The sequence below is a fragment of the Sphingobium fluviale genome, from assembly GCF_004122115.1.
Taxonomy (GTDB): domain Bacteria; phylum Pseudomonadota; class Alphaproteobacteria; order Sphingomonadales; family Sphingomonadaceae; genus Sphingobium; species Sphingobium fluviale.
Genome location: NZ_SBKP01000039.1, coordinates 1 through 1,322, shown reverse-complemented (window position 1 = coordinate 1,322; position 1,322 = coordinate 1). Strand labels below are relative to the sequence as shown.

The window sequence follows — 1,322 nt, the reverse complement described above, 5'->3', positions numbered from 1 at the left end:
GGGACTGTCAGGATTTCCGTGTGTGGGCGGGCGGTTGAACATTACGCCGCCATGGCTCTGATGAAGCGCTCGCCGAAGATCACGGCGAACTGAGCCTTGGCCATGGACCACTCACGCGGTGGCATTTTCCACTCTTTCTCGGACCGGTTCAAGATCAGATAGAGCAGCTTGGTCGCGGCATCGTCGTTGGGGAAGTGTCCCCTGGCCCTGACCGCCCGGCGGAGCTGGGCATTCAGAGCCTCGATGGCATTCGTTGTATAGACGATCCTGCGGACCTCGTCGGGGAACGCGAAGAACGGGATGACCTCGCTCCATGCCCGGCGCCAACTCTGGCCGATCGCGGGGTAGCGCCGCCCCCATTCGCTGTCCTCGAAGGCCGTGAGCGCTTCCTCGGCGGCCTTGGCGTCGACGGCGCGGTAAATGCCCTTCAGTGCCGTGGCCAGCGGCTTACGGTCCTTCCACGACACGAAGTCCATCGAGTTGCGCAGCAGGTGGACGATGCAGGTCTGTACCACGGCCTCGGGGAACACGGCGGTAATGGCGTCCGGGAAACCCTTGAGGCCATCGACGACGGCCAGCATGATATCTTCCACGCCCCGGTTCTTGAGCTCGTTCATGACGCGCAGCCAGAACTTGGCGCCTTCGTTCTGCTCGATCCACAGGCCCAGGACGACCTTGGTGCCATCGGCCAGCACACCCAGCGCGATGTGGATCGCCTTGTTGCGGACCATGCCCTCGTCGCGGATCTTGACCCGGATGGCGTCGAAGAACACCAGCGGATAGGCTGGATCGAGCGGCCGGGCCTGCCAGGCTGCGACCTCCTCGAGCACGGCGTCGGTCACGGTCGATATCAGGTCCGGTGAGACGTCGATGCCATACAACTCGCGCAGATGCCCGGTGATCTCCCGGGTGCTCATGCCGCGCGCGTACATTGACACGATTTTGTCGTCGAAACCCGGAAAACGCCGCTGGTACTTGGCGATCAGTTGTGGATCAAAGCTGCCTTGCCGATCGCGGGGTACCTCGATCTCGATCTTGCCGGTGTCGGTAACGACGGTCTTGCGGCCATAGCCATTGCGGTTGTTGCCAGCCTGGTCTTCGTGCCCGAGATGATGATCCATCTCGGCATTGAGCGCACGTTCAGCCAGCGCCTTCTTCAGCGAGTCCAGCAGGCCACCCTGCTGCAAAGCCGCAGCGGCATCGCCGCCAGCGAGCAGTTGGTCGAGTAAATCAGCCGGAATCAACGGCTCCTTGCGTCGGGACATAGTGGGTCTCCTTCTTCCCCATTATACCCGCCCACACACGGAAATCCTGACAGTCCC

Annotated in this window: 1 protein-coding gene; it reads right to left on the bottom strand. The window is 62.4% G+C overall.

Going from position 1 to position 1,322, the window contains the following annotated elements; translation table 11 throughout:
- Positions 1-41: 41 nt before the first annotated feature.
- Positions 42-1,265 (bottom strand): IS256 family transposase, encoded by a 1,224-nt coding sequence (locus tag EQG66_RS15185; RefSeq protein WP_129405346.1) that lies wholly within the window; start codon positions 1,263-1,265, stop codon positions 42-44.
- Positions 1,266-1,322: the final 57 nt, after the last annotated feature.

Coding starts and splice junctions, on each gene's coding strand:
- EQG66_RS15185 (WP_129405346.1), bottom strand. CDS start 1,265: ATGTCCCGACGCAAGGAGCCGTTGATTCCGGCTGATTTACTCGACCAA.